The sequence below is a fragment of the Streptomyces sp. CBMA123 genome (assembly GCF_014596465.1).
In the GTDB taxonomy this organism is placed as follows: domain Bacteria; phylum Actinomycetota; class Actinomycetes; order Streptomycetales; family Streptomycetaceae; genus Kitasatospora.
Window position 1 is genome coordinate 1 of record NZ_MECK01000335.1, and the last position, 26,908, is coordinate 26,908.

At 73.0% G+C, this 26,908-nt stretch carries 25 protein-coding genes, 2 tRNA genes and 1 pseudogene; 12 read left to right on the forward strand and 16 right to left on the reverse strand.

Features of this window, described 5'->3' with window-relative positions; genetic code table 11:
- From BG452_RS29475 to BG452_RS29485, 3 genes and pseudogenes are all read left to right on the forward strand, one after another.
- Window positions 1-324 (forward strand): annotated as a pseudogene (locus BG452_RS29475) (hypothetical protein); the annotation flags it as partial.
- A 227-nt stretch (window positions 325-551) separates the two neighbouring features.
- On the forward strand, window positions 552-2,090 hold the full coding sequence (locus BG452_RS29480) for a N,N-dimethylformamidase beta subunit family domain-containing protein (protein WP_188307401.1): 1,539 nt from the start codon (window positions 552-554) through the stop codon (window positions 2,088-2,090).
- A 134-nt stretch (window positions 2,091-2,224) separates the two neighbouring features.
- Entirely contained in the window at window positions 2,225-3,124 is a 900-nt protein-coding gene (locus BG452_RS29485; RefSeq protein WP_188307402.1) for a phosphoribosylaminoimidazolesuccinocarboxamide synthase, read from the forward strand.
- A gap of 28 nt (window positions 3,125-3,152) precedes the next feature.
- Here the strand turns inward: BG452_RS29485 and BG452_RS29490 are convergent, their stop codons facing one another.
- The 7 genes from BG452_RS29490 to BG452_RS29520 all read right to left on the reverse strand — a co-directional run bounded on the left by BG452_RS29490 (window position 3,153) and on the right by BG452_RS29520 (window position 7,764).
- Entirely contained in the window at window positions 3,153-3,776 is a 624-nt protein-coding gene (locus BG452_RS29490) for a response regulator transcription factor (RefSeq protein WP_188307403.1), read from the reverse strand.
- Window positions 3,777-3,793: 17 nt separating this feature from the next.
- Window positions 3,794-5,029, reverse strand: a complete 1,236-nt coding sequence (locus tag BG452_RS29495) for a sensor histidine kinase (RefSeq protein ID WP_188307404.1) — start codon at window positions 5,027-5,029, stop codon at window positions 3,794-3,796.
- Between the two features lie 86 nt (window positions 5,030-5,115).
- Window positions 5,116-5,943, reverse strand: a complete 828-nt coding sequence (locus BG452_RS29500; RefSeq protein WP_188307405.1) for an ABC transporter permease — start codon at window positions 5,941-5,943, stop codon at window positions 5,116-5,118.
- A complete protein-coding gene (locus tag BG452_RS29505) occupies window positions 5,940-6,956 on the reverse strand; it encodes an ABC transporter ATP-binding protein (RefSeq protein WP_188307406.1) in 1,017 nt (338 codons plus the stop codon). Before BG452_RS29505 ends, BG452_RS29500 begins: the two co-directional genes overlap by 4 nt.
- Window positions 6,957-7,116: 160 nt before the next feature.
- A tRNA-Gly gene (locus BG452_RS29510) sits at window positions 7,117-7,192 on the reverse strand.
- Window positions 7,193-7,232: 40 nt separating this feature from the next.
- A tRNA-Gly gene (locus BG452_RS29515) sits at window positions 7,233-7,305 on the reverse strand.
- 141 nt (window positions 7,306-7,446) lie between these two features.
- Complete coding sequence (locus BG452_RS29520) at window positions 7,447-7,764, reverse strand: histone-like nucleoid-structuring protein Lsr2 (protein WP_188307407.1); 318 nt, start codon at window positions 7,762-7,764, stop codon at window positions 7,447-7,449.
- A 468-nt stretch (window positions 7,765-8,232) separates the two neighbouring features.
- Between BG452_RS29520 and purS the strand changes: the two genes are divergently transcribed.
- The 4 genes from purS (at window position 8,233) to BG452_RS29540 (ending at window position 12,344) form a co-directional block, all read left to right on the forward strand.
- A complete protein-coding gene (gene purS, locus BG452_RS29525) occupies window positions 8,233-8,487 on the forward strand; it encodes a phosphoribosylformylglycinamidine synthase subunit PurS (RefSeq protein ID WP_188307408.1) in 255 nt (84 codons plus the stop codon).
- On the forward strand, window positions 8,484-9,161 hold the full coding sequence (purQ, locus tag BG452_RS29530) for a phosphoribosylformylglycinamidine synthase subunit PurQ (RefSeq protein ID WP_188307409.1): 678 nt from the start codon (window positions 8,484-8,486) through the stop codon (window positions 9,159-9,161). The genes purS and purQ overlap by 4 nt, the downstream gene beginning before the upstream one ends.
- Window positions 9,161-11,416 (forward strand): phosphoribosylformylglycinamidine synthase subunit PurL, encoded by a 2,256-nt coding sequence (gene purL, locus BG452_RS29535; RefSeq protein WP_188307410.1) that lies wholly within the window; start codon window positions 9,161-9,163, stop codon window positions 11,414-11,416. Before purQ ends, purL begins: the two co-directional genes overlap by 1 nt.
- A gap of 115 nt (window positions 11,417-11,531) precedes the next feature.
- Complete coding sequence (locus BG452_RS29540; RefSeq protein ID WP_223242906.1) at window positions 11,532-12,344, forward strand: maleylpyruvate isomerase family mycothiol-dependent enzyme; 813 nt, start codon at window positions 11,532-11,534, stop codon at window positions 12,342-12,344.
- Here BG452_RS29540 and BG452_RS29545 read toward each other — a convergent pair.
- On the reverse strand, window positions 12,341-13,042 hold the full coding sequence (locus BG452_RS29545; RefSeq protein WP_188307412.1) for a hypothetical protein: 702 nt from the start codon (window positions 13,040-13,042) through the stop codon (window positions 12,341-12,343). The two genes, BG452_RS29540 and BG452_RS29545, sit on opposite strands and share 4 nt — an antisense overlap.
- A 146-nt stretch (window positions 13,043-13,188) precedes the next feature.
- Window positions 13,189-13,962 (reverse strand): DUF3152 domain-containing protein, encoded by a 774-nt coding sequence (locus BG452_RS29550; RefSeq protein WP_188307413.1) that lies wholly within the window; start codon window positions 13,960-13,962, stop codon window positions 13,189-13,191.
- A 261-nt stretch (window positions 13,963-14,223) separates the two neighbouring features.
- Here BG452_RS29550 and BG452_RS29555 point away from each other — a divergent pair, with 261 nt between their 5' ends.
- The gene (locus tag BG452_RS29555) at window positions 14,224-14,655 is read left to right on the forward strand and encodes a DUF3151 domain-containing protein (RefSeq protein ID WP_188307414.1); all 432 of its coding nucleotides are present in this window, start codon (window positions 14,224-14,226) and stop codon (window positions 14,653-14,655) included.
- Window positions 14,656-14,753: 98 nt separating this feature from the next.
- Here BG452_RS29555 and fbaA read toward each other — a convergent pair whose 3' ends face one another.
- Complete coding sequence (fbaA, locus tag BG452_RS29560; protein WP_188307415.1) at window positions 14,754-15,776, reverse strand: class II fructose-bisphosphate aldolase; 1,023 nt, start codon at window positions 15,774-15,776, stop codon at window positions 14,754-14,756.
- Window positions 15,777-16,117: 341 nt separating this feature from the next.
- On the opposite strand from fbaA, the gene BG452_RS29565 reads away from it, so the two are divergent.
- The gene (locus tag BG452_RS29565; protein WP_188307416.1) at window positions 16,118-16,837 is read left to right on the forward strand and encodes a DedA family protein; all 720 of its coding nucleotides are present in this window, start codon (window positions 16,118-16,120) and stop codon (window positions 16,835-16,837) included.
- 164 nt (window positions 16,838-17,001) lie between these two features.
- Here the strand turns inward: BG452_RS29565 and pyrE are convergent, their stop codons facing one another.
- The 5 genes from pyrE to BG452_RS29590 form a co-directional block, all read right to left on the reverse strand.
- A complete protein-coding gene (gene pyrE / locus BG452_RS29570; protein WP_188307417.1) occupies window positions 17,002-17,538 on the reverse strand; it encodes an orotate phosphoribosyltransferase in 537 nt (178 codons plus the stop codon).
- A 43-nt stretch (window positions 17,539-17,581) separates the two neighbouring features.
- Entirely contained in the window at window positions 17,582-18,640 is a 1,059-nt protein-coding gene (locus BG452_RS29575) for a hypothetical protein (RefSeq protein WP_188307418.1), read from the reverse strand.
- Between the two features lie 312 nt (window positions 18,641-18,952).
- Window positions 18,953-20,620: a polyamine aminopropyltransferase gene (locus tag BG452_RS29580; RefSeq protein WP_411293041.1), complete on the reverse strand. Its 1,668-nt coding sequence runs from the start codon at window positions 20,618-20,620 to the stop codon at window positions 18,953-18,955.
- Window positions 20,621-20,789: 169 nt separating this feature from the next.
- Window positions 20,790-21,317, reverse strand: coding sequence for a DUF2617 family protein (locus BG452_RS29585; protein ID WP_188307419.1), 528 nt, complete (start codon window positions 21,315-21,317; stop codon window positions 20,790-20,792).
- A gap of 685 nt (window positions 21,318-22,002) precedes the next feature.
- Window positions 22,003-22,773 (reverse strand): MBL fold metallo-hydrolase, encoded by a 771-nt coding sequence (locus BG452_RS29590; RefSeq protein WP_188307420.1) that lies wholly within the window; start codon window positions 22,771-22,773, stop codon window positions 22,003-22,005.
- 330 nt (window positions 22,774-23,103) lie between these two features.
- Between BG452_RS29590 and BG452_RS29595 the strand changes: the two genes are divergently transcribed.
- From BG452_RS29595 to BG452_RS29605, 3 genes are read left to right on the forward strand one after another with little or no spacing between them, the layout of a single operon-like run.
- On the forward strand, window positions 23,104-23,631 hold the full coding sequence (locus BG452_RS29595; RefSeq protein WP_188307421.1) for a hypothetical protein: 528 nt from the start codon (window positions 23,104-23,106) through the stop codon (window positions 23,629-23,631).
- A gap of 25 nt (window positions 23,632-23,656) precedes the next feature.
- Window positions 23,657-24,823: a sensor histidine kinase gene (locus BG452_RS29600; protein ID WP_188307422.1), complete on the forward strand. Its 1,167-nt coding sequence runs from the start codon at window positions 23,657-23,659 to the stop codon at window positions 24,821-24,823.
- Window positions 24,820-25,488, forward strand: a complete 669-nt coding sequence (locus BG452_RS29605) for a response regulator (RefSeq protein ID WP_188307423.1) — start codon at window positions 24,820-24,822, stop codon at window positions 25,486-25,488. Before BG452_RS29600 ends, BG452_RS29605 begins: the two co-directional genes overlap by 4 nt.
- 109 nt (window positions 25,489-25,597) lie before the next feature.
- On the opposite strand, the gene BG452_RS29610 is transcribed toward BG452_RS29605, so the two are convergent.
- Entirely contained in the window at window positions 25,598-26,758 is a 1,161-nt protein-coding gene (locus tag BG452_RS29610; RefSeq protein ID WP_188307424.1) for a pyridoxal phosphate-dependent aminotransferase, read from the reverse strand.
- Window positions 26,759-26,908 lie beyond the last annotated feature (150 nt).

Sequence of the window (26,908 nt, forward strand, 5' to 3'; positions counted from 1 at the left end):
GGCGACGGCGAGCAGCTGGCCGCGGCCCTGGCCGCCCAGCTCGCCCGCACCACCGCCCCGGCGCCGCTGCTCGAACCCGACCGCACCGGCCGCGACCTGCTGGTCGACCACGTCACCGCGATGGTCTGCTGCGCCGCCGTGGACACCGCGGGCGGCGCCCCCGGGCTGGACTGGCTGGACGGCCCGGTGCTGCTGCTCGGCGGGGTCCGCCGCACCGACCTGGCCGGCCCGGTGGCCCAGGCCGTGGAGCAGGGCCAGGACGGACCGCTGCGCGCCTGGCTGGACGCCGCCGAGGTCCGGCTGGAGAAACCCGTCCGCCTCTGATGTCGCTACCGTCCCGGGCGGCGCTCGGTGCCCCGGCACGCGCCCCCGGGAGCCCCAGCCGCCGGCCGTCTCCGCAGGCCGGAGGCCCTGCCCCGACGGCCCGGAAGATTCCCGACACCAATTGCCACCGTGGGGTGACGGAGCGCCAGCACGGTGTGGTGTATTAGACCGCACGCACATCCGGGGGGCACGTGCCAGCCGGACGGAAGTGCACCTGGGAGGGGCGCGTGGGGACCGAACTCAACCGCCGCTGGGAGTCGGGCACGCACGCTTACAGCGTCTCCGACCCCTTCGGCCAGGGCCCGTTGCCCTGGCTGCGCAGCCCCGAGCAGTACCTGGCCGGGGCCGAGGGCGCCGTGCCCTGGTACGTCTCGGTGGACGCGCCCGGCCAGCAGCCGCTGTCGGCGGGCGTGCGGCCCAAGCCGCCGGTCGGCACCCCGCAGAGCTCCAACGACGTGGACCAGCAGATCAAGGGCTTCGCCTCGGCCGGGGTGGTCCGCCCCGGCGGCTCGGTGGACTTCCGGGTCACCGTCAACCCACCCCGCGAGTTCACCGTGGACGTCTACCGGATCGGCCACTACGGCGGCGACGGCGCCCGCCACATGACGTCCAGCCCGCTGATCGCCGGGCTGGTCCAGCCCGCCCCGCTGGTGGTCGAGCGGACGGTCTCCTGCCACCACTGGTGGCACTCCTGGCGGCTGCAGGTCCCGCCGCACTGGAAGCCCGGCGCGTACGTCGCCGTGCTGACCACCGCGGACATGCTGCACCGCAGCCACATCCCGTTCACCGTAAGGGACTTCGCCGACCAGGGGCATACCGCCGAACTGCTCCTGGTGGTCCCGGACGTGACCTGGCAGGCGTACAACCTGTTCCCCGAGGACGGTCGCACCGGCGCCAGCCTCTACCACGCCTGGGACGGCCGGGGCGGCCTGGTCGGCGAGCCCGAGGCGGCCGTCACCGTCTCCTTCGACCGCCCGCACGCCACCGCCGGACTGCCGCTGCACGTCGGCCACGCCTACGACTTCATCCGCTGGGCCGAGCGCTACGGCTACGACCTCTCCTACGCCACCGCCACCGACCTGCACGCCGGGCTGGTGGACCCGGGGGAGCACCGCGCGCTGGTCTTCCCCGGCCACGACGAGTACTGGTCCGAGCCGATGCGCCGGGCCGCCGAGCGGGCCCGGGACGGCGGCACCTCGCTGGTCTTCCTGTCCGCCAACACCATGTACTGGCGGGTCGAACTGACCGCCGCCGCCTCCGGCGAGCCCCACCGGCTGCTCAACTGCCGCAAGCGGCAGAAGGTCGGGCCGGGCAGCCCGGCCGCCGGGGTGCCCGGCGCGGCCAGCGCGCTGTGGCGGGACGCCGGTGAGCCCGAGCAGCACCTGCTCGGGGTGCAGTACTCGGGCCGGGTCGCCGCGCCCGTACCGCTGGTCGCCCGGCACACCGCGCACTGGCTGTGGGACGGCACCGGGCTGCAGGAGGGCGACGAGCTGCCCGGCCTGGTCGCGGGGGAGGCCGACCGGTACTACCCGAAGGTCGCGCTGCCCGAGCACGCCGAGCGGGTGCTGCTGGCCCACTCGCCGTACCGGGACCTGGCCGGCCGCACCCGCTACCAGGAGACCTCGCTGTACCGGGCGCCCAGCGGCGCGTACGTCTTCGCGGCCGGCACCTTCGCCTGGTCGCCCGCCCTCGGCCGCCCCGGGCTCACCGACGAACGGGTCCAGCGGGCCACCGCCAACCTGCTGGACCGCCTCTGCAAGAACTGAGTCCGGGCTGCGCAGGAGCCGAGCTCCGGCTCCGCAGGAACCGGGGCCGGGCGGGCGTGAAAGACTGCGGGAGCAGTGACCTCCCCTTTCGCGGGTGCCCCACGCCCGTGAACGACCCCTGAGGACTGAACACCTTGAGCGGATTTGTCACCAAGCCCGAGCCGGTCCTGGTACCCGGCCTGGTCCACCTGCACACCGGCAAGGTGCGCGACCTGTACCGCACCGAGGCGGGCGAGCTGGTGATGGTGGCCAGCGACCGGACGTCCGCCCACGACTGGGTGCTGCCGAACGAGATCCCGGACAAGGGCCGGGTGCTCACCCAGCTCTCGCTGTGGTGGTTCGAGCGGATCGCCGACATCGTCCCCAACCACGTGATCTCCACCGAGGTCCCGGCCGGCGCCCCCGCCGACTGGAAGGGCCGCACGCTGATCTGCAAGAGCCTGGACATGATCCCGGTCGAGGCGGTCGCCCGCGGCTACCTGGCCGGCTCCGGCCTGACCGAGTACCGGGAGAGCCGCACGGTCTGCGGCATCGCCCTGCCGGAGGGCCTGGAGAACAGCTCCGAGCTGCCCGCCCCGATCTACACCCCGGCCCTCAAGGCCGAGGTCGGTGAGCACGACGAGAACGTCCCCTACGAGGAGACCGCCCGCCGGATCGGCGCCGAGCTGGCCAACCAGGTCCGCCGCACCACCCTGGACGTCTACTCCCGGGCCCGCGACATCGCCCGCGACCGCGGCATCATCCTGGCCGACACCAAGTTCGAGTTCGGCCTGCTGGACGGCGAGCTGATCATCGGCGACGAGGTGCTCACCCCGGACTCCTCCCGCTACTGGCCGGCCGACGAGTACGAGCCGGGCCGCTCGCAGGCGTCCTTCGACAAGCAGCTGATCCGCGACTGGCTGGTCTCCCCGGCCTCCGGCTGGGACCGCTACAGCGAGCAGCCGCCGCCGGAGCTGCCCGCCGAGCTGGTCGAGCGGACCCGCGCCAAGTACATCGAGGTGTACGAGCGGCTGACCGGCACCAGCTGGGTGTGACCTCCCCGACCGCCCGCGGGCACGGCCGCTAGATCCAGCCGTGCTCGCGGGCGATCCGCACCGCCGCGTGCCGGTTCTCCGCGCCCAGCTTGGTGGCCGCCGAGGACAGGTAGTTGCGCACGGTGCCCTGGGACAGCGCGGCCCGCTCGGCGATCTCCGCGATCGGGGTGCCGTCCGCGGCCAGCTCCAGGACGTCCGTCTCGCGCGGGGTCAGCGGGGTCTCCCCGGCACTGATCGCGTCCGCCGCCAGCTCCGGGTCCACGTACCGGCCGCCGGAGCGCACGGTGCGGATGATGCCGGCCAGGTCGGCCGCGGAGACGGTCTTCGGCAGGAAGCCGCGCACCCCGACCTCCAGTGCCCGCTTCAGGTAGCCGGGCCGGCCGTGGCCGGTGACGATCATGCAGCGGCACTCCGGCAGCAGCCGGCGCAGCTCGCTGGCCACCTCGATGCCGTCCTTGCCGGGCATCTGCAGGTCCAGCACCGCGATGTCCGGCCGGTGCGACCGAGCCATCGCCAGCGCCTCCGGGCCGGAGCCGGCCTGGGCGACCACCTCGATGTCGTCCTCCAGCGAGAGCAGCGCGGCCAGTGCGCCGCGGATCAGGTGCTCGTCGTCGGCGAGCAGGACGCGGACGGGCGCGGTGTTCTCGGTCATCGGGCGGCCTTCCTCGGTTACGGGGTTCGGAGCGGTACGGCGGCGAGCACCCGGAAGGTGCCCGGCACGGCCGTCGGGACGGTCAGTTCACCGTCGTGGGCGGCCAGCCGTTCGCGCAGGCCGCGCAGCCCGGTGCCGGCGCCCTGGGAGGGGATCGGGACCTCCGGCACGCCGTCGTTCTCCAGCTCCAGCACTGCCCGGCCGTCCTCCCGCCGCAGCCGGATCAGGCAGTGGGCGGCCTCGCTGTGCCGCAACACGTTGGTGGTGGCCTCGCGGATCACCCAGCCGAGCACCGATTGGACCGCCAGCGGCAGCCGGTCGGCGTTCTCGCCGAGGTCGATCTCGCAGGCGATGTCGGCGGAGCGCAGCACCGCCCGGGCACCGATCGCCTCGGCGTGCAGGTCGGCGGTGCGGTAGCCGCGAATGACGTCCCGGACCTCACGCTGCGAATCCTGGGCGATCTTCTGCACCTCGGCCATCTGCTCGGCGGCCTCCGGGCGCCCGCGCCGGGCGAGCTGGACAGCGAGTTCGCTCTTCAGCGCGATGGTGGTGAGGTTGCGGCCCATCACGTCGTGCAGGTCGCGGGAGAAGCGCAGCCGCTCCTCGGCGACGGCCAGTCGGGACTGCGCCTCGCGGGCGGCGTCCAGCTCCCAGACGATGGCGGTCACCCAGGCGAAGCTGCGGCAGCTGCCGATCAGGATGAGCGTGCCGATGGCCGCGCCGACCAGCCATCCCGTGGTGACGGCGGGGCTGATGCCGGCCAGCAGCATCGCGGGGGCGAGCGCGAGCGGTAGCGCGGCTCCGGCGAGGAAGGCCCAGCGCAACCGCAGACCCACCCCCGCGGGGCCCGCGGTCGCGCTCACCAGGGTGGCGGCGACCACTGCGGTGAACGGTGGGCCGGGATGGGACGACACCCCGTCGGAGGACGGGCCGAGTAGCAGCACGGCCCAGGAACCGGCCACCGTGAGGACGGTGTTGACGATCAGCCAGCGCCGGTGGGTGCTGGGCCGCCCCAGGTAGTGATCCAGCGAGGTGCGGTAGGCCCGGAGGGTGACCAGGACCGAGGCGAGGGGCAGGACCAGGGCGACCTGGGTGGCGGCCGTCGCACCCGTGTTCCGCATCGAGGAGGCGATGGCCAGCAGGTTCAGCGGCAGCATGAACCACGCCATCAGGTAGAGCGACCAGCGGAAGTACAGCTCGGCGCGTTGCGGCTTGCCGTAGCCCTTCCAGCGGCGGATAGGCCCCCGGACCATCGCAGTGCTCCCCGTCTGATCACGATCGTGTCGCTGCCTTCATATCAGAGGTCGAACGGGGAGGGGCCCTTCGGATTCCACCCAGGTCAGCGCCGCGGCTCCCAGCGGAAGTAGCGGACCGCGCCCCAGACCGCCAGGCCGAGCCAGACCGTACCGGTGACCAGGTACGGGGCGGCGGCGCCCCAGCTGCCGAGGAAGCCGGTCGGGGCGGCCGAGCCGTCGGTGCCGAACCAGCCGACCCGGATCAGCTGGAAGGCCGGGGTGGTCGGCAGCAGGCGGCAGATGTCGGCCAGCTGCGAGGGCATGACCTCCAGCGGGACGAACAGGCCGGAGCCGAACTGCATGACCAGCATGACCGGCAGGGTGGTGATGCCCGCGCTCTCCACGGTCTTGGTGAAGGCGCTGGAGAGCGCGGCCAGGGCGATCATGGTGGCCAGGGTCAGCACCAGGCCGACCAGCATCAGCAGCGGGTTGACCGGCACGGCCAGGTGCAGGCCGAGGCTGCCGCCGATCCCGATCAGGGCGGCCATCAGCAGGCCGAGGACGAGCGAGGGGACGGCGGTGCCGAGCAGGATCTCCAGGTCCCTGGCCTCGCCGGTGCGCAGTCGCTTGAGCACCAGCTCGCCGCGCCGCCCGACGTACGCGGCGGTCAGGTTGTAGTAGACGACGAAGGTCAGGATCATCCCGACCGAGCCGTAGACCAGCAGTGAGTCGACGTCCAGCCCGGGGGTGTTCTCGGCCTGCTTCCTGAGCATTCCGCGCAGGGTGCTGATCAGCACCACCGGCAGCACCACGGCGGTGAAGAGCGCGGTGCGGTTGCGCAGCAGCAGGGTGGCCTCGGCGCGGCCGAGGGCGAACAGCCGGCCGGCGGTGGTGCTCGGGGCACCCGTGGCGGTGGTGGCGGCGGTGGTCATCGGGCGGATCCGATCAGGCGGCGGCGGGCGGGACGGGTGGGCCCTGAAGGCGGTGTGGTGCGCGGTGGGGCCTGGTGGGCGGCCTCGGAGGCGATGGCCAGGAAGGCCTCCTCCAGCGAGGCGCTGCGGGCGTCCAGGGCGCCGAGGGCGATTCCGTGGTGCCGGGCCCAGCCGAGCAGGTCGGTGAGGGTGTCCTGGAGACCGGTGCTCTGCACGGTGACCTTGCGGCCGTCGACGGTGACCTCGGCCCCGGGCAGGACGGGCAGCGCGCTGCCGGTGAACTCGGGGAGTTCGAAGGTGATCCGGGAGGGCCGGCCGGCGATCACCTCGGCGACGGTGCCGGTGGTGACGACCCGGCCGCCGTGCATGATGGCGAGCCGGTCGGCGAGCTCCTCGGCCTCCTCCAGGTAGTGGGTGGTGAGCAGCACCGTGGTGCCCTGGGCGCGCAGTTCGCGCACCAGCCGCCAGACGGCGGCGCGCGCCTCCGGGTCGAGGCCGGTGCTGGGCTCGTCCAGGAACAGCACTTCGGGACGGCCGAGCAGGGCCATCGCGAGGTCGAGCCGGCGCCGTTCGCCGCCGGAGAGCTGCTTGACCCGGACGTCGGCGCGGTGGCCGAGGCCGACCAGGTCCAGGGCCTCCGCGACCGGGCGGGCGCCGCTGGTCACCCCGGCCCAGGTGCGGCCGGTCTCGGCGGCGGTGAGTTCGCCGGGGAAGCCGCCCTCCTGGAGCATGATGCCGATCCGCGGCCGGACGGCGGTGCGCTCCTTGAAGGGGTCGTGGCCGAGCACCCGGACGGTGCCCCCGCCGGGCGCGGCCAGGCCCTCGATGACCTCCATGGTGGAGGTCTTGCCGGCGCCGTTGGTGCCGAGCAGGGCGAACAGCTCGCCGCGGCCGACGGTCAGGTCGACGCCGCGGACGGCGTGGTACTCGGTGGCGCCGGTGCCGTAGTGGCGGTGCAGGTCGGTGACCTCGATCACGCTGTCGCCGGGGCGGGCTGGCTGGCTCTTCTCCATGCCTCAAGCCTTCCGCCGGCCCGGCCGCGCGGGCAGTGCGCGCCGTCATGAACCGGCGGTGCGGATCCACGGGTCGGCGATGACAAATGTCATGGGGAGGAGTAGGGGAGGAAGTGCGGGAATACGCCGAAGGCCCCCTCGATCGAGGGGGCCTTCGTTCTGGAGCGGACGACGAGATTCGAACTCGCGACCCTCACCTTGGCAAGGTGATGCTCTACCAACTGAGCCACGTCCGCAGGGTCAAGATATTGAGTTGTGCTGTGCTCGCGCACTGCGAGCGGACGACGAGATTCGAACTCGCGACCCTCACCTTGGCAAGGTGATGCTCTACCAACTGAGCCACGTCCGCGCGGTGCCTGGTGGGGCACCCGCCGCCTCTTCGGATCTCTCCGTTGCGGCGACGAGGATTACTCTACAGCATCGTTCGGGGTGGTCGCCCCACCCTTTCGGTCCAGGCGGGCAGGGCGACCGGGGCGGTGCCCCGACGGGGTCAGTTCGCCGCGGCGAACTCCTCGTACACGTGCTTGGGGATGCGGCCCCGGGCCGGCAGCTCCAAGCCGTGCGACTGGGCCCAGGCGCGGACGGCGGCCGGGTCCGGGGTGAGCGCGGTGCGGCGGAAGGACTTTCCGGTGCGGCTTTGGCGACGGCCGGCCGCGACGAACGGAGCGAGGGCCTCCCGCAGCTTTTCCGCGTTGTCCACGGACAGGTCGATCTCGTACGACTTCCCGTCGACGCCGAAGTGGACGGTTTCCGCGGCGGCACCGCCGTCCAGGTCGTCGGAGAGCGTGACAACTACACGCTGAGCCATGGGTGTCAATCCTCTCGGGCAATTCGACCGCCGGTTCGCGGAGTGCGTCCGGGGGCCTGATGTGCACCAACTCGCGCAAGCGCACACGGGCAGGCCGGGTGGCCCGCCGGATACGCAGCACTTGCCGCGACAGGTGGCCCTATTCTGCACCCGAAGGGGGTCGAAATCGAAGAGTTCGGCATTCTTTTCCGGATATTCACGAGTCTTCGCGGGACTGCGGGATACCGGCGTGCGGGACGGGCGGGTCTGTCCCCAAGTGCCGTATTCGGGTGTTCTTCGGGTGTCGCGGTTCGGGTCCGCGAATCCTGGGAAACGGGTCGGGTCGCGCGGGGGGTGGGGGTGCTGGATCCCTTGTGTCGTAAGGGTCCTGGGTCTACGCGCGTCACCCTCCCCGGCCAGCAATCCTGCCCCGAACGGCCGGTAGTCTGGAGTTCCCCCGCCTCACCGAAGACACCACCGGGAGTGCCAGTGGCACGCGTCGTAGTCGACGTCATGCTCAAGCCGGAGATCCTCGACCCCCAGGGACAGGCGGTGCAGCGTGCACTGCCCCGTCTCGGATTCACCGGGATCGCCGACGTCCGCCAGGGCAAGCGTTTCGAGCTGGAGCTGGAGGGTCCGGTCGACGACGCCGCGCTCGCCCGTATCCGCGAAGCCGCCGAGACCTTTCTCGCCAACACCGTGATCGAGGACTTCACCGTCCGGGTCGAGGAGGAGGTGAAGTGACCACCCGCGTAGGCGTCGTCACTTTCCCCGGATCCCTCGACGACCGCGACGCCCAGCGCGCGGTCCGCCTGGCCGGCGCGGAGCCGGTCGCCCTCTGGCACCGTGACAAGGATCTCCACCAGGTCGACGCCGTCGTCCTGCCCGGCGGATTCAGTTACGGCGACTATCTGCGCTGCGGCGCGATCTCCCGCTTCTCGCCGGTGATGGAGACCGTCATCGAGCAGGCCCGGCTCGGAATGCCCGTGCTGGGTATCTGCAACGGCTTCCAGGTGCTGTGCGAATCGCACCTGCTGCCCGGCGCGCTCACCCGGAACGACTCGCTGCACTTCATCTGCCGCGACCAGAAGCTGCGCATCGAGAACGCGGAGACCGCCTGGACCCGGGATTACTCGGCCGGCCAGGAAATCGTCGTCCCGCTGAAGAACGGCGAGGGCCGCTTCGTCGCCGACACGCACGTCCTGGACGAACTCGAGGCCGAGGGCCGGGTCGTGGCCCGTTACCTCGACGTCAACCCGAACGGTTCGTACCGCGACATCGCCGGCATCACCAACGCCGCCGGCAATGTCGTCGGCCTGATGCCGCACCCGGAGCACGCCGTGGAGTCGCTCACCGGTCCGACCACCGAGGGCCTGGGCTTCTTCACTTCCGTCCTGAAGCAGCTGGTGAACGCCTGATGAGCCTCGACACCGTCAAGAACGCCGAGCAGACCCCGGACGCCGCCCAGCCGTGGGCCGAACTCGGCCTCAAGGAGGACGAGTACGCGCGCATCCGGGAGATTCTCGGCCGCCGCCCGACCGGCGCCGAACTCGCGATGTACTCGGTCATGTGGTCCGAGCACTGTTCGTACAAGAGCAGCAAGGTCCACCTGAAGCAGTTCGGCGAGAAGAAGCCGGATTCGGACGCGATGCTCGTCGGCATCGGCGAGAACGCCGGTGTGGTCGACGTCGGCCAGGGCTACGCGGTGACCTTCAAGGTCGAGTCGCACAACCACCCCTCGTACATCGAGCCCTACCAGGGCGCGGCCACCGGCATCGGCGGCATCGTGCGCGACATCCTGGCGATGGGCGCCCGCCCGGTCGCCGTGATGGACCCGCTGCGCTTCGGTGCGGCCGACCACCCGGACACCCGGCGCGTGCTGCCCGGCATCGTCGCGGGCATCGGCGGCTACGGCAACTGCCTGGGCCTGCCGAACATCGGCGGCGAGGTCGTCTTCGACTCCTGCTACCAGGGCAACCCGCTGGTCAACGCCCTGTGCGTGGGCGTCATGAAGCACGAGGACATCCACCTCGCGCAGGCCTCCGGAGCCGGCAACAAGGTCATCCTGTACGGCGCCCGCACCGGCGGCGACGGCATCGGCGGCGTCTCGGTGCTGGCCTCCGAGACCTTCGACGACACCAAGCCGGCCAAGCGCCCGGCCGTCCAGGTCGGCGACCCGTTCCAGGAGAAGCTCCTGATCGAGTGCACCCTGGAGATCTTCCGGGAGAAGCTCGTCAAGGGCATCCAGGACCTCGGCGGCGCCGGTCTCTCCTGCGCCACCAGCGAGCTGGCCTCGGCCGGCTCCGGCGGCATGCGGATCGACCTCGACACCGTGCACCTGCGCGACCACACGCTCTCGCCGGAGGAGATCCTCATGAGCGAGTCGCAGGAGCGCATGTGCGCGATCGTCGAGCCCGACAAGGTCGCCCGCTTCCTGGAGATCTGCGAGAAGTGGGACGTCATCGCCAACGTCATCGGTGAGGTGACCGACGGCGAGCGCCTGGAGATCTTCTGGCACGGCGAGCTCGTGGTGGACGTGCCCCCGCGCACCGTCGCCCACGAGGGCCCGACCTACGAGCGCCCCTACGCCCGCCCGAGCTGGCAGGACGCGCTCCAGGCCGACGCCCCCACCGCCGAGCGGCTGGCCCGTCCGACCACCGGCGAGGGCCTCAAGGCCGACCTGCTGAAGGTCGCGAGCCACCCGAACCAGGCCTCCAAGTCCTGGATCACCGACCAGTACGACCGCTACGTGCTCGGCAACACCGTGCTCTCGCACGGCGAGGACTCGGGCATGATCCGGATCGACGACGAGACCAACCTCGGCGTCTCGGTCGCCACCGACGGCAACGGCCGCTACGCCAAGCTGGACCCGTACACCGGCGCCCAGCTGGCCCTGGCCGAGGCCTACCGCAACGTCGCGGCCGGCGGCGCCAAGCCGCTCGCCGTCTCCGACTGCCTCAACTTCGGCTCCCCCGAGGACCCGGACGTCATGTGGCAGTTCGCCGAGGCCACCCGCGGCCTGGCCGACGCCTGCCTGGTGCTCGGCACCCCGGTGACCGGCGGCAACGTCTCGCTGTACAACCAGACCGGCGAGGTCGCCATCCACCCGACCCCGGTGGTCGCGGTGCTCGGCGTCATCGACGACGTCACCCGGCGCACCCCGGTCGCCTTCGCCGAGGAGGGGCAGCTGCTCTACCTGCTCGGCGACACCGCGGACGAGCTCGGCGGCTCGGCCTGGTCGCAGGTCGTCCACGACCACCTCGGCGGCCTGCCGCCCGCGGTGGACCTGGAGCGCGAGCGGCTGCTCGGCGACATCCTGATCGCCGCCTCGCGCGACGGCATGATCGACGCCGCGCACGACCTCTCCGACGGCGGCCTCGGCCAGGCGCTCGTGGAGAGCTGCCTCAAGGGCGGTCACGGCGCGCGGATCGTCGTGCCCGCGGGCACCGACCCGTTCGTCCTGCTGTTCTCGGAGTCGGCCGGCCGCGCCCTCGTGGCGGTGCCGCGCAGCGAGGAGCTCCGCTTCAACGACATGTGCACCGCGCGTGGCCTGCCGGCCACCCGGATCGGTGTCGTGGACGGCGACAGCATCGACGTCCAGGGGCAGTTCAGCGTCACGCTGGCCGAGCTGAAGGACGCCCACACCGGCGTCATCGAGGCCCTGCTGGCCTGATCGGGCCGTACCGAGGGGCGGGCGGTTCAACCGAACCGTCCGCCCACAGGGGCCCGTCTTCAAACTCCCGCCTGCCGGGCGTTTGAAGACGGGCCCCAGGCGTATGTTGGGCCCCATGCCTGCCAAGTCCCGTACGTACCAGCCGCAGAAGGTCCGTGCCGCGCTGGCCGCCCAGACCGGGGCGCTGCGCGCCGCCGTGGACGGCCTCGGCGACGGGCAGTTGGACCTGCCGACCAGGCTGGGGGACTGGCGGGTGCGGGAGTTGCTCGCGCACCTGGCCGTCCAGCTGGACTACGTCCCCGCGCACCTGGACGACCCGTTGCAGGGGCGCCCGCCGCTCGACCTGACGGGCTGGGTGGCGGCGGTCGGCACGGTGGCGCCGCTGCTGGACGAGCAGGCCCGGGAGCGGGCCGCGACGGACTTCGACGGGGACGCGGCCACGGTCGCGGCGGCCTTCGGGCGCGCCGCCGAGGCGTTGACCGGGCTGCTGGCGAGGCCCGAAGCCGCCGACCCGGCGCGGCGGTTCGAGATCCGGCTCGGCTCGATGACGCTCGCCGACATGCTGGTCACCCGGCTCGTCGAGACCGTGGTGCACGCCGACGACCTGGCCGCCGCCCTCGGCCTCGACGCCTTCCCGCACGACCGCCAGGCCCTCGCCGCCGTCACCCGGCTGCTCGCCGACGCCCTGGCCGCCCGGGCCCCCGGCGGGGCGGTCGAGCTGCGGATCCCGCCGTACGCCGTCGTGCAGGCCGTCGAGGGCCCCCGGCACACCCGCGGCACCCCGCCCAACGTGGTCGAGACCGACCCGCTGACCTGGATCCGGCTCGCCACCGGCCGGGTGCCGTGGGCGGCAGCGGTGGCGGACCACGACGTGTCCGCCTCCGGCGAGCGCAGCGACCTGGGGGAGTACCTGCCGGTCCTGGGCTAGCGGAGCTGGCCGACCAGGTTCTCGGCGGCCTTGCGCAGGGGTTCGCCGGTGAGGCCCCGGTCCGGCTCGCCGCTGCCGGTGTCCTGGGACAGCATCAGGACGATGTCCCCCTCGCCCTTGGGCGCGATCCGGGCGAGCGCCGCGGTCCCCTTGCCGACGAGCCTGGTCTGGCCGGGGCCCGGCTGCTCGGTGGCGAACTGCTGGAGCCCGGCCACGCTGAGCTGCGCGGCCCGCTGGATGCCCGGGAGCAGCATGTTGACGGCGGTCCCGGGCTGCGGGACGGCGAACAGCTCGATGTTCAGCCCGGTCGTACCGGCCCGGTACGCGCAGATGATGTCGGCGTGCGGGGGAGTGGCCGGGACGGACGGCATGGATGCCGGATGGCTCGCGCCGGACGGCCACGGCTGCGGGGGCAGGCCGTCGCCGACGCTGCCCTGGACGGCATGCCCGCCCTCGTGGTCGGGGGTGATGCCGCCGGGGATCCCGGCCGCCTTCAGGGCCTTGGCGAGGTCGAGGTCGAAGGGGCAGGTGTCCTGCTTGTCCGTCTGCAGCTTCTCGGCGGTCGAGCGGACGGTGTCGTAGGAGAGCGCGCCGGGCCCTGGAACGCCCCCGGCGGAGGACGAGCAGGCGGCGGCGCCGAGGGTGATCCCGGCGGCGGCGAACACGGCGGTGAGCCTTCGGCGGTGGGCAGCGGTCATGATCGCAGGCTAGGTCGTCGAGGTCCCGGCTGTCCGGCGATCAGGTCTCAACTCCGTTCCGGTCCGCGCCTTGAACGGACGGGCCGGCGACGGGACGACCGGCTGGGGGCGGCCGGCGACGGGAGGGCCGGCTGGGGGAGGGCCGGCTACGGGACGGCCGGGCCGCTCAGGTAGGTGCCCTCGGCCGAGTACGGCCAGGCGTTCGGCGCGCAGCCCTTGAGGCCGTAGATCTGCTGCATCATCGCGGGGGCGGGCTTGCCGGGGCCGGGGCAGGTCTCGTGCCCGTGGCCGATCCGGTGGCCGACCTCGTGGTTGACGATCAGCGCCCGGTACTCGTCCAGCGGGCCGCTGAACTGGGGTGAACCGGTGTTCCAGCGCTTGGAGTTGACCAGCACCTGGTTGCCGACGTTGCAGTTGACCTCGCCGTGGGTGTCCAGGCCGGAGGCGCCGCAGAGCTTGTCCACGGTGGCCGGGGAGGCGATCTTCACGGTGAAGTCGTAGGAGCCGCCCGCGACCAGCTGGAAGGCGTTCTTGCGGTCGTTGGTCCAGCCGCGGCGGTCGCCGAGGATGCCGTGGATCTGGGCGGCGGCGGACGCGGCGTCGATGCCGATGCCGTCCTCGACCTCCACCCGGTACCGGCGCACGGTGCCACGGCCGACGGCCTTGGCGCTGGCGGGGGCGATGCTGAAGGTGCCCGAGCCCTTGGTGGGGCCGGGGTCCGGCGCGGTCGGGGTGGGCGTGGGGGTGTCCGTCGGGGTGGGGGCCGCCGGTGTCGTCGGGGTGGCGCCGGTCGACTGTTCGGCGGGCGGGGCGAGCCGGGCCTGGGCGGTCGGGGCCGGGGCCGGGGTGTCCGCGCCCCGGCTCAGGGCGAAGGCCGCGGTGCCCAGCAGCAGGACGGAGAGCACCAGTGCCGTGAGCATGCCAGGCTTGATCCCGCGGCGCGCCCGACGGCGTCGGCGGCCGCCGCGAGCGCTGCTGGGTGGAGCGGCTCGCCGGCGGGCGGGTCTGGCTGCGGGCACGACCGACACCTTGGCATGCGAATGGGTGAATGTCTACATACGGGGTATGCAGACGCCTGTTCCCGGCGGGACCGTGGTGACCGTCCGGCACCGACCGCTCGCGGGGCGCACGGTCACGGCCGGGCGGTTGACCCCAGGGCACCGGATGGCAGACTGCACCCCATGGCGATTCACAGGAATCTTCTCGACGGCCCCGAACCGACCCTCCTGCCGGAGGATGAGCAGCCCTACCGGATGCTGGCGGAGGAGTCGGCCTCACCGACCCAGGTGGCCGCCGACTTCCCCGGCTTCTGCCTCGCCTGGGCCATGCTCGCCGACGACGCCTACGTGGCCGGCCGTTACGTCGAGTCCTATGCCTACGCCCGCACCGGCTACCACCGCGGCCTGGACGCGCTGCGCCGCAACGGCTGGAAGGGCCACGGCCCGGTGCCGTGGGACCACCGCGGCAACCGCGGCTTCCTGCGCTGCCTGGCGGGGCTCGCCCGGGCGGCCGGCGCGATCAAGGAGACCGAGGAGGAGGCCCGCTGCTGGCAGTTCCTGAAGGACAGCAGCGCCGAGGCGTACGCGGAGCTCAAGCCGTCGTCCGAGCTGTAGGGACCCGGACGTGACCGTGCCCCCGGTGGATCATCCACCGGGGGCACTCGTCACTTCAGGCGCCCGTCACTGCGGGTGCCCGTCGCTCCGGGCGTTCGTCACTTCAGGCGCTTGCCGGCCGAGCGCAGCTGCTCGGCGGCCTCGAACACGCGGGCGGCCATGCCGGCCTCGGCCAGCTTGCCCCAGGTGCGGGGGTCGTAGGTGTTCTTCTTGCCGACCTCGCCGTCGACCTTCAGCACGCCGTCGTAGTTGGCGAACATGTGGCCGGCCACCGGGCGGGTGAAGGCGTACTGGGTGTCGGTGTCCAGGTTCATCTTCACGACGCCGTTCTCCAGCGCGGTGGCGATCTCCTCGGCGGTGGAGCCCGAGCCGCCGTGGAAGACGAAGTCGAACGGGTCGGTCTTGCCGTACTGCTTGCCGATCGCGTCCTGCAGCTCGCGCAGCAGCTCCGGCTTCAGCACGACGTTGCCCGGCTTGTACACGCCGTGCACGTTGCCGAACGAGGCGGCCAGCAGGTAGCGGCCCTTCTCGCCCAGGCCCAGCGCCTCGGCGGTGCGCACGGCGTCGTTGACGGTGGTGTACAGCTCGTCGTTGATCTCGTGGGTGACGCCGTCCTCCTCGCCGCCGGTCGGGGTGATCTCGACCTCGAGGATGATCTTGGCGGCGGCGGCCTGGGCCAGCAGCTCCTGGGCGATCGCCAGGTTGTCGGCGAGGGTCTCGGCCGAGCCGTCCCACATGTGCGACTGGAACAGCGGGTTCTCGCCCTTGGCCACGCGCTCGGCGGAGACCGCCAGCAGCGGGCGGACGTAGCCGTCCAGCTTGTCCTTCGGGCAGTGGTCGGTGTGCAGCGCGACGGTGATGTCGTACTTGGCGGCGACGATGTGCGCGAACTCGGCGAGCGCGACCGCTCCGGTCACCATGTCCTTGTTGTGCTGGCCGCCCAGGAACTCCGCGCCACCGGTCGAGATCTGGATGATGCCGTCGCTCTCGGCCTCGGCGAAACCACGCAGCGCGGCGTGCAGGGTCTGCGACGAGGTGACGTTGATGGCCGGGTAGGCGAACTTGCCCGCCTTGGCCCGGTCCAGCATCTCGTTGTAGACCTCGGGAGTTGCGATGGGCATGCGATCCGCTCCTGTCGGGTTGCGGCGTACGGACGGTGCTGTCCGACGCTGTGTACGCCTTCGTGACGACTCCGTGCCGGCCCGCCGACGCGCGGCGCTGCGGTGTGGCTCTCCGGCACCAAGGTTCGAGGCGACCTCCGCGGTACGGCCATGAGGGTGGTGGGCCGCTGCGGACCGGACGCCTGGGCCATCCTCCCAGACTCGTGCCCGCAGGTCAGCAGGAGCCCGCCTGTCGGGACGTCGCGCGGGAGGGCTCGGCCGGAACCCGTCGGCCGTCCTGGACCGGGCCCGGGGGGCTTGGCCGGAAGTCGCCGGAAAGGTACGCCCGCTATCCTGCGCCCGTGGACTACAACCAGCTGGCCGTCAATCTACTCGACGCCAAATCCCTGATCTCGTCCCTCGGCGCCATCGGGCTGATCGCGATCATCTTCGCGGAGACCGGCCTGCTGGTCGGCTTCTTCTTCCCGGGCGACTCGCTGCTGATCCTGGCGGGCGTCGCCGCCTCGAACGCGGCCTCCTCGGTGCTCGGCGACGGGGCGAAGCTGCCGATCGCCGTGCTGCTCGTCGGCTGCCCGATCGCGGCGGTCGCCGGAGCCCAGCTCGGGCACCTGATCGGGGCCAAGGTCGGGCCGAAGATGTTCGACAAGCCCGATTCGAAGATCTTCCGCCGCGAGTACGTGGTGAAGGCGGAGGAGTACTTCAACAAGTTCGGCTCCGGCAAGGCCGTGGTGCTGGCCCGCTTCATGCCGATCATCCGGACCTTCCTGAACCCGGTGGCCGGCACCCTGGAGATGCCCGCCAGGACCTTCTTCGTGTGGAACCTCATCGGCGGCGTGCTGTGGACCGAGTCCATGCTGCTGATCGGCTACTTCTTCGGCGACGCCCTCGCCCCGGTGATCGACAAGTACCTGATCCCGGCGGTGCTGCTGATCGTGCTGCTGTCGATCTCGCCGATCCTGGTCGAGGTCATGCGGGAGCGCCGGAAGCGGAAGGCCGGCGTGGTCGAGACCCCGGCCGCCGACGCCGTGCAGGGCAGCAGCGGGCGGCACCGGCGCGGCTGAGCCCCCGCTGCGGCTGCTACGGCCGCTATGGCGTTCACGGCGTTCACGGCGTTCACGGCGCTCACGGCGCTCACAGCGTTCACGACAGAGGGCCGGGCCCCGTTCCACGTGGTTTCACGTGAAACAGGGCCCGGCCCTTCGTGCTGCTCGGAGACCCGTACGGGTCAGAGGCCCAGGTCGTCCAGGGTGTACGCGGTCACGTACGCCAGGCCCTGCTCCTCGACGGCGGCCGCGCCACCGCGCTCGACGATCACCGCGACGCCGACCACCTCGGCGCCCGCCTCGCGCAGTGCCTCGACGGCGGTCAGCACCGAGCCACCGGTGGTGGAGGTGTCCTCGACCGCCAGCACCCGGCGGCCCTTCACCTCGGGGCCCTCGATCCGGCGCTGCAGGCCGTGCGCCTTGCCGGCCTTGCGGACCACGAAGGCGTCCAGCTTCTGCCCGCGCGCGGCGGCGGCGTGCAGCATCGAGGCGGCCACCGGGTCGGCACCCAGGGTCAGACCGCCGACGGCGTCGTACTCCAGGTGCGAGGTCGCGTCCAGCATCACCCGGCCGACCAGCGGGGCGGCCTCGCCGTCCAGCGTGATCCGGCGCAGGTCGACGTAGTAGTCGGCCTCCTTGCCGGAGGAAAGGGTGACCTTGCCGTGGACGACGGCCTTGTCCTTGATCTGTGCCAGCAGGGCGTCGCGGTCGTTGCTCATGAGCGTTCAGTCTAGGGCCTGAACACTCGTGGGGCGCTCGCGACTAGCGCCGGCGCAGTGCCCTGACCAGCACCACGGCACCGCCCAGCAGGGCCACCGAGCCACCGATCACCCACGGCACCGCGCTGCGGCCGCCACTGCCCGGCACCACGATGCCGCCCGCCTCGCCGCCCCAACGGGTCGCCGCCCGGGCCCGCGCACTGCGGGCCGGCAGCGCCGGGGCGTAGCGGCCGCGCGGCGGGGCGTGGTCCACCTCCTCGGCCGAACGGCCGACGATGCTGCGGCGGACCGGGCCGCTGAGCTCGGGCTCGTCCTCGTAGGCGAAGAGCGGCTCGACGGGGAGTTCCTCGGCGACCCCGTCCTGGGGGCCGCCGTTGCCGGCGGCGTCGGCCTCGTCGTGGTCGTCGACGTCGTCCGCGTCGTCCGCGTCGTCGGCGGCGGAGCCGGTGGGGAGGCCGAAGCGCTCGGCGTCGGCGTCGGAGAAGGCGATCAGCTCGGAGAGGTCGTCGTCCAGGTCGTCGCCGGGCTGGTCCTGGCGCTCCTCGATGAAGACGACCTCGGCGTCCGCCCCGGTCGCGCTGTCGGCCCCGCCGTCGGTCTCGTCCGTCGCCCCGTCCGTGGCTTCGTCGGCGGGCTCCTCGTCGCCCTCCGCCGGGGCGTCCGGGGAGGTGAGCGCGGTGGCGAAGCGCTCCAGCAGGCGGCGGCCGGTGGCGTCGAGGGTCTCGTCGTCGAACTCGGTCAGCCGGCCGGTGGCGCTCAGGTCACCGGTGAAGCGGACCGTCGCGGTGCCGTCCTCGGCGCCCTCCGCGACGCTGACCCGCACGGTGGCGGTCGCCTCGCCGTCGCCCCGGGCCTCCTGACCCTCGGCGAACACGGTCAGCACGCCGCCCCGGCCCTCGATCAGCGACAGCACGCCCTTGTAGGTGATCGTGGAGCCGCCGATCCGCAGCTTCAGCCGCCCGCCGATCTCCTCCGCCGGCCCGGCCCCGACCGCGGCCGGCTCGGTGCTCAGCCCCGGCACGCTCCGCGCCAGCAGCGCGGGATCCTGCAAGGCCTGCCGCACCAACTCTGCGGACATCGGGACGACAACCTCATGCTCCATGTCACGGAGCCTACCGACTGCGCCCGGCCCGGTCCCCACCCACCACCGCCCGACTTTCCGCACCACCCGACGGGGCCCGCGCGCCCCCGCCCGCCGGGGCCGGTCCTGGGCCCGGGGCGTCCGGCGCTCGGGTTGTTCGCCCGCCCGGGTCGTCACCCGGGGTGTCCAGCCGCCCGTTTCCTTCCCGCGACGGCCGGATTTCCGCACCGCCCGCCTGCGGCTGCCGACCCGTCTCGCCCGCCGGGGGCGTCGGCCGGGCCTTCGCCCGCCTCTCCCGCGCGCCCGGGGTGCCGCGCCGCCCCGTTCGTTCCGTCAGCGGGGGCCCAGGAGGGTGAGGGGGGCTGGGGGGTGGGGTGGGCGGAGGGCGGTGAGCTGGGTGGTGGAGGTGCGCAGGGTGTCGGGGGTGAGGGCGCGGGGTGGTGGGGCGTCGGGGGCGAGGGTGAGCGGGGGCGGGGTGGCGGCGGCGAGCAGGAAGTCCTGGGCGGTGTCCGGCGGGCCGGGGCGGCAGTCGGCGGTGGCGCTGCCCTGGACCGCGTACGGGGTGGTCCGCAGTCCGGCCGCCTGGAGCCCCGACTCGATCTGCCAGAGCCCGTCGCCGTCCCGGCTGTCCCTGCCGTCCCCACCGTCCCCGCGGTGCCCGCCGGCGCGGACGGCGATCCGGCCGCCGGGGGCCAGCAGCCGGGTGGCGAGGCCGTAGAACTCCTGGGAGTGGAACTTGACCGGTCCGCCGTCCGAGGGCGCGGGCAGGTCGGCGAGCACCACGTCGTACTCCTCGTCGGGCGCGCCGCGCAGCCAGGCCATCGGGTCGGCGGCGGTGGTGCGGACCCGGGGGTCGTCGAGGGAGTGGCCGCCGAGGGCGGCGAGCCCGGGGTCGGTGCGGGCGAGCCGGGGGAGGGCCGGGTCGGCGTCGACCAGCCGGACGGTGCGGACGCCCCGGTGCCGCAGCACCTCCCGCAGGGCGAGGCCGTCGCCGCCGCCGAGCAGCAGGACCCGGGCGTCCGGCCCGGCGGCCATGGCGGGGTGGACGAGGGCCTCGCTGCCCCGGTACTCGTCGGGCCCGCAGACCGCGAGCCGTCCGTCGAGGTAGAGCCGGAGCGGGCCCTCGGCGGGGCCGGTGAGCACGATCTCCTGGTACCGGCTGCGGGTGGCGTAGCGGACCTGGTCGCCGTAGAGGGTGTGCCGGGCGGCGTGTTCGATCGCGTCGGAGCCGACGGCGGCGGCCGCGAGCAGGGCGAGGACGAGGGTGCAGCCGGCCCAGAGCAGCCGTCGTATCCGGGGGGCGGGTTCCTCGCGGAAGAGCCAGAGCACCACGGCGGCCCCGGCGACGGCGTTGACGGCCCCGGTGAGCAGCGCGCCGTCGCCGGGGCCGAGGAGGGGGAGGATGAGGAAGGGGAAGGCGAGGCCGCCGATCAGCGCGCCGACGTAGTCGGCGGCGAACAGGTCGGCGACGGCGCGGCCGGCGTCCTCGCGCCGGATCCGCTGGATGAGGGTCATCAGCAGGGGGATCTCGGCGCCGATCAGGATGCCGATCAGGCAGGTGAGGCCGACCATCGCGGCCTGGTAGCGGCCGATCCAGGCCCAGCAGGAGTAGAGGGCGAGGACGGAGAGTCCGCCGGTGAGCGCGAGGGCGCATTCGACCAGGGCGAAGGCGGTGGCCGGCCGGCTGGTGAGCCGTTTGGCGAGCAGCGAGCCGAGGCCCATCGCGAACACCATGACGGAGAGCACGACGGAGGTCTGGGTGACGGTGTCTCCGAGCAGGTAGTCGCCGAGTGCGACGAGTTCGAGTTCGTAGACGAGTCCGCAGGCCGCGCAGACGAAGGCGGCCAGCAGGACGGTCAGCCGGGCGAGCCGGGGTCGGGAACGCAGCCGGGATCGACGGCGGGCGGGCAGGGGGGTGAGGGTTCGCCCGGGCCGGGGTGGGGTGCCGTCGTCGAGGTCCGCTCGCGGGCGTGCGGGCGGACCGGCCGGATGGTTGATCACGAACAAACGCTAGGGGACGTGCGGGACGGATCGCTGCGCCCATCCGACGGACAGCGAGGGCCGTCGGATTGACGAATCGTTCCTGGGTGCGATTCATAGGCTTGTGCCGGGTGGTGCATGACCGGATCGGCGGTGCCGCTCCGGCTCGCTGCGCCCGGCCCCTCGCTCGTCACGCCCCCGACACCACCAGTGAGGAGCGGGTGCAGACCAGCTGCCCCTCCTGCGGGTAGGCGTGCCAGGTCCGCCAGAGCAGCCGGTCCGTGCCGCCCTGGGTGACGAGCGCGGTGAAGGCGCTCGGATCCCCCGGGAAGACCCCGGCGAGGCCGCGCGGGTGCCCTTCGACCAGGGCCAGCAGTTCCTGGGCGCGGGCCGCGAAGTCGTGCGGCGGCATGGCCTCGATGCGGGCGGCGAACTCGTACTCCCAGCCGCCGACCTGCTTGGCCACCCGGGCCGGCAGCGGGGTGCGGCGGCCGGGCAGGCAGGCGACGGTCTCCAGGCAGTCGCCGGGGCCGGCCGAGATCACCACCTGGTGCGAGGCGCCCAGCAGTCGCAGCTGGAGGGTGCCGGAGGTGCTGGGGCGGTCACCGTCGAGTCTCAGGTCGCGGACGGCGAGAGCGGGCAGCGGCTCGCCGCCGAGGCACCAGGCGAGGTCACCGGCGCGGGTGTCCGTGTAGGAGGTCTGCAGTGTGGTGAGCATGCTCGGCTCCGCGTTTCAGCTCCGTGCGCGCCCGCCGAGCAGCATCGAGTAGGCCTAGGCGATGGCGAGGCTGTTCGTGGCTGTGCGGCCCTGGGCGCGGCCGACCGTGGAAGGAAGGATTCCGGCTGGAGATTCAGCAGCAGAGAAGCATGAATACGCCGGGTCCGTCGGTGATTTACCCAACTTTGTCAAGCATTCACCGTTTCGGGCACACCTGCTTCCCGGCTCTGATCGAGCCGGTGTGCGACTTTGCACAGCGCGCGCCCCTGTCACCGGCCTGTGCGCCGTGTGCGCTGGTAGTGCGCTGTTCGCGCGCTACATGCGCCGCCGCCCTCGACACGCGGGGCGCGGGGGATGGCCGTGGTGTGCCGGACCGGTCACCGGATTTGCCTCAGCGGCAGCAAAGGAGCATGCCATCCACGGAAGTTGAGGGTCGCTCAGCGCAGGCGTCGGGCCAGAATTGGTCCCGGCCGAGGGGGCGCGCGAAACCCCTGCACACGCCTCCTGTGCGCGCCGGACTCCCGGAACGCCCCGCTCCCCTTGCACAAAGCGGCCCGCGACGGGATAGGTGTCGTCGCGGGCCGTGGGGCGAGGTCCTGCCGGTGCGTTCTGCTGTTCTCAACTCGCTTGGCGGGCAGCCTCGTTCACGTCGGCCACCGGATCAGGGCCACCGCCCGGAGGGCCGTCAGACGGTGAGCCGCTCGCCCGGCTTGGGTAGGCGCAGTGTGTCCTGTGCGCCGGTCTGCGCGAAGGCCTCCGTCAGCGTCTCCGGGCCCTGGGTGAAGTGTCCCCAGTGCTCGAAGTGGAGTGGCACGACGTGCCGGGCCCCGAGGATGCGTGCGGCCTCGGCGGCCTGGTCGCTGGTCAGCGTGAGGTGCGCGCCCGGTATCAGTGGCGTGCTGGCGCCCCCGGCGAACAGCACCGCGACGTCGACCGGGCCGACCCGGTCGGCGATCGTCCGCACCACGTCCAGCGAGGCGTTGTCCCCACTGATGTAGACCGTGGGCAGCCCCGTGCCGGTGAGGACGAATCCGGTGACCTCTCCGACGAGGTGCTCGCTGCCGTCCGGGCCGTGCTGTGCGGGTACCGCGGTCACCCGCAGCGATCCGCCGTCCGGCCGGGGAAGGTCGACGTGCTCCCCGTCGGCCAGAGCCCGGACGGTGCCGCCGAGCCGCTCCCGGGCGGCGGCGGTGGAGAGCACCAGCGGGGCGGCGGCGAGGTAGGAGCGCCCGGCGGTGTCGAGGTTGTCGGGGTGCTGGTCGTGGGAGAGCAGGACGGCGTCCACCGGGCCGAGGTCCTCGGCGGCCACGGCCGGGCCGGCGGTCTTGGCGAGGACCCGGGTGCCGATCGGATACTCCCCGGGGCCGTCGAACGTCGGGTCGGTCAGCAGGCGCAACCCGCCGACCTCGATCAACGCGGTCGGCCCGCCCACGTACTGGATGGTCACCTGAGTCAACTGGAACGCCCCCCTCGAATGCGCGCGAAGATCGCTGCGCCGATGACAAGACCACCGCTGTTCCTGCTATTCCCCGGCCGGAGGGCGAGGCCGGCGTGAGACCGCCGCGAGCCCCGACCGGCTCGAACGGGAGCACCACCCCTTCCTCCGCCGTGAGATGACGGACCCTCCCGTTCGTTCGGCCGCCCGCCGGGGGCATGGTCGGGGTGCCGCCTCCAGAGGCCCGCTACCCCGGTAGGGGGTCGAGGTTGGCTCCATGGCGGGACGTGGGCGGGCGGGCGCGAAACCTAGTCTCGAACCAATCGGTCGCCCTCCCAGGAGATACCCCCCATGGCACTCGCTACGTCCTCCGCTCTCACTGCCAAGTCGCTTACGGCAAAGGCTGGTTGGCTTCGCGCCAGCTACGACTGGCGCAGCTCGGCGTACGCCGTCGCGGCGCTGCCGGTCGGCCTGGTGGCCGTGCCGCTCGCGCTGCTCGGCGGGTCGCGCGTCGCCTACCGGCTGCAGCGCGGGCTCGCGGTGCGGCTGCTGGACGCGCGGATCGCCGAGCCGGCGCGTGGCCGGCCGGCGCGGGTCGTGAGTCATGGCGTGCTGGCCCTGCCACTCCAGCTGCTCGTCGGTCTGCTCACCGCGGCGCTGTGGGCGGACTTCCTGGCCCGCGGGGTCTGCTACCCGCTGGCGGTGTGGGGACGGGACGTGAGCCAGGCCTGGGGCGGCCCCACGCTCGTCGGCGCGTGGGCCGCGCACTTCGCCGTCGGGGTGCTCACGCTGGCGATCCTGCTGCCGGTGTTCCGGGTGCTCGTCGTCGCCCAGCGGCGGCTGGCCGTCCGGCTGCTCGGCACGACCGCGGGGGTCTGAGGTGCTGGCCCTAGGATGGCCGCCGATGAGTATCGAACAGACGGTCCAGCGGCTGCGGCCCGTGGCCCTTCCGGCCGCCGTCGTCGCCCTGGTGCCGCTGGGATGGCTGGACCTGGTTCAGCACTACGCCCTGGGGGCCGCCCCGGCGATGGCCCTGAGCGTGGCCCGGGTGGCTCCGCTGCTGTGGTGCCGCAGCCGCCCGGTGCTCACGTGGGGTGTTTCGCTCGCCGCGATCCTGCTGACCTCGCTGGTGGCCCGGCCGGTCTCCGGGGCGGAGCCGTGGCCGTGGCCCGTGACCAGCCTGGCCGCGGAGGTGCTGGTGCTGGTGCTGGCCGGGAGCCGGGTGGAGCGGCGGCTGTCAGTGGCGATGGGGGCGGCGGTCCTCGCCGTGACCACCGTCCTGCTGGCCGCGCTGCCCGGGCGTGGCGGCTGGTCGGGCCTGCTTCCGGTCGCCGTCGCCACCGTGCTCGCGCTGGTCGGCGCCGAGGTGCTGCGCGACCGCGCGCTGACCCGGGCCCGGCTGGCCGAACAGGAGCTGATCAGCGAGACCGAGCGGACCAGGCGCGCCCTGCTGGAGGAGCGGTCCCGGATCGGTCGCGAGCTGCATGACGTCGTGGCCCACCACATGTCCCTGATCGCCGTCCGGGCCGAGACCGCGCCCTACCGCCTGGCGGACACCTCCGCGGAGACCCGGGAGGAGTTCCGGGCGGTCAGTGGTGCGGCGCGCGAGGCGCTGACGGACATGCGGCGCCTGCTGGGGCTGCTGCGCGGTGACGGGGCCGCCGAGCGGATGCCGCAGCCCGAGCTGACCCAACTCGCCGATCTCGTCCGGGACGCCGGACCTTCGGTCACGCTGGAGGTGGTCGGCGACCTCGGGTCCGTTCCGGCCGCGGTCGGTGTCTGCGCCTACCGGATCGTCCAGGAATCACTGTCGAACGCGCGCCGGCACGCGCACGGCGCATCGGTGGCGGTCCGGGTGGAGCGGTCCGTGACCCGGCTGCTGATCGTCGTTCAGAACGGCCCCGGTGGAACCGAGTCGGCCGTCACCCTGCCGTCGGCCGCCGGGCCCGGCCATGGTCTGATGGGGATGCGGGAACGGGCCGCTCTGCTGGGCGGGACGTTCTCCGCCGAGGAAGCACCCGATCGTGGGTTCACCGTGACGGCCGACCTGCCACTGCCAGAGGAACGATGACCACCAGCATTCTGATCGTCGACGACCAGGCCATGGTCCGCCAGGGCTTCGGTGCGCTGCTCGACGCCCAGCCGGGCCTGGCGGTGGTCGGCGAGGCCGCCGACGGTGCGGCCGCGCTGGAGGCCGCGGCCCGCCTCGACCCCGATGTGGTCCTGATGGACGTGCGGATGCCGGTGATGGACGGCCTTGAGGCGACCCGTCGGCTGTTGGAGGGCCGCAGCCAACGGCCCCGGGTGCTCATGCTCACCACCTTCGACCTGGACGACTACGTCTACGAGGCGCTGCGGGCCGGCGCGAGCGGCTTCCTGCTGAAGGACGCGACGGCCGAGGAGCTGATCCAGGCCGTGCGTGTCGTCGCCGACGGCGACGCGCTGCTCGCCCCGTCGGTCACCCGGCGCCTGATCGAGGACTTCGCCCACCGCAGGCCCGCTCCCCTCCGTGGCGGCCCCGCCCGCCGGCTGCCCGAGCTGACTCCGCGGGAGACCGAGGTCCTCCGGCTCATCGCCCAGGGGCTCTCCAACAACGAGATCGCCGCTGACCTCGTGCTCGCCGAACAGACCGTCAAAACGCATGTCAGCCGGATCCTGACCAAGCTCGGCCTGCGCGACCGGGCCCAGGCCGTGGTCTTCTCCTACGAGTCCGGCCTGGTCGCCCCGGGCGCCTGATCGTGCGGTCCGGCCCCGCGGATCACCCGGACCACCGGGACCGCCGGGACCACCACCCGATCCCGGGCGTCCGGTTCGGCTCTCGCCGGGTGCCGGCCGGTGCGGCCCGTCAGAGCCGCCGCAGGCGGGTGACGGCCTCGGCGAGCACCTCGTCCTTCTTGCAGAAGGCGAAGCGCACCTGGCTGCGGCCCGCGTCGGGGTCGTCGTAGAAGACGGCGTTGGGGATGGCGACCACGCCGCAGCGCTCGGGGAGGGCGCGGCAGAACTCGATGCCGTCCTTCTCGCCGAGGGGGGTGATGTCGGTGGTGATGAAGTACGTGCCCTCGGGGGTGAAGGCGCGGAATCCGGCCGCGGTGAGGCCGTCGAGCAGCAGGTCGCGCTTGCGGAGCAGGTCGGTGCGCAGGGTGTCGAAGTAGCTGTCCGGGAGGCGGAGCGCCTCGGCGACGGCGTACTGGAAGGGGCCGGCGCTGACGTAGGTGAGGTACTGCTTGGCGGTGCGGACGGCGGAGACCAGGGCGGGGCTCCCGGTGACCCAGCCGACCTTCCAGCCGGTGAAGGAGAAGGTCTTGCCGGCCGAGGAGATGGTCACGGTGCGCTCGCGCATGCCGGGAAGGGCGGCGAGCGGGTGGTGGGTGGTGCCGAAGACCAGGTGCTCGTAGACCTCGTCGGTGACGACCAGCAGGTCGTGCTCGACGGCGAGCGCGGCGATGGCGGCCAGTTCCTCGGCGGTGAGGACGGTCCCGGTGGGGTTGTGCGGGGTGTTGATCAGCAGCAGCCGGGTGCGCGGGGTGATCAGGGCGCGCAGCTCGTCCAGGTCGGGGCGGAAGTGCGGGGCCCGGAGGGTGAGCGGCACGCGGGTGGCGCCGGCCATGGCGATGCAGGCGGCGTAGGAGTCGTAGAAGGGTTCGAGGGCGATCACCTCGTCGCCGGGCTCCAGCAGGCCGAGCAGGGCGGCGGCGATGGCCTCGGTGGCGCCCGCGGTGACCAGCACCTCGGTGTCCGGGTCGTACGTGAGGCCGTGGAAGCGCTGCTGGTGTTCGGCGACGGCGGTGCGCAGCTCGGGGATGCCGGGGCCGGGCGGGTACTGGTTGCCGCGGCCCCCGCGCAGGGCCCGGACGGCCGCCTCGCGGATCTCCTCGGGCCCGTCGGTGTCGGGGAAGCCCTGGCCGAGGTTGATCGAGCCGGTGGCGGTGGCCAGGGCGGACATCTCGGCGAAGATCGTCGTACCCATCCCGGCCAGTCGGCGGTTCAGCAGCGGCCTGGTACCCATCGGTGGCTCCTCACGGCTCGTCGTCAGGGCCATCCTGGGGCAGCCGGGGGCCGGGGACAAGGACGGCCCGGCGAAGAGGGGGCCCGGCGGCGAAGGGGGGACGGGTCCGGGAACGGGAACGGGAACGGCCCGGCTGCCCGGCGGTGCCGG